Here is a 209-nt window from a genome sequence, read left to right as displayed (position 1 = left end):
ACCGTCACGGGGCTCATCGCGGGCGCGTCCTGCGTCGTCACCGAGCCCGAGGCCGGCGCTGCGACGGCGACGACGATCGGCACGGTTCCCACGGTCACCGACGGCGGCACCGCGGACGTCACCATCACCAACCGCTTCGACGTCGCCGGGCTGCACATCACCAAGGTGCGCACGGGCGAGGGCCTCGACCGCTGGGGCGCGGGTCCGTT

At 73.7% G+C, this 209-nt stretch carries 1 protein-coding gene; it reads left to right on the top strand.

All coding sequences use genetic code 11. From position 1 onward, the window contains the following. On the top strand, positions 1 to 209 hold a 209-nt coding region (locus tag FJ658_RS16285; protein WP_181408489.1), incomplete at both ends, for a hypothetical protein.

The organism is Schumannella sp. 10F1B-5-1 (genome assembly GCF_006517535.1).
Lineage (GTDB): Bacteria > Actinomycetota > Actinomycetes > Actinomycetales > Microbacteriaceae > Schumannella.
Note: the sequence above shows the minus strand (reverse complement) of the source record. Positions and strands in the feature narration are given on the sequence as shown.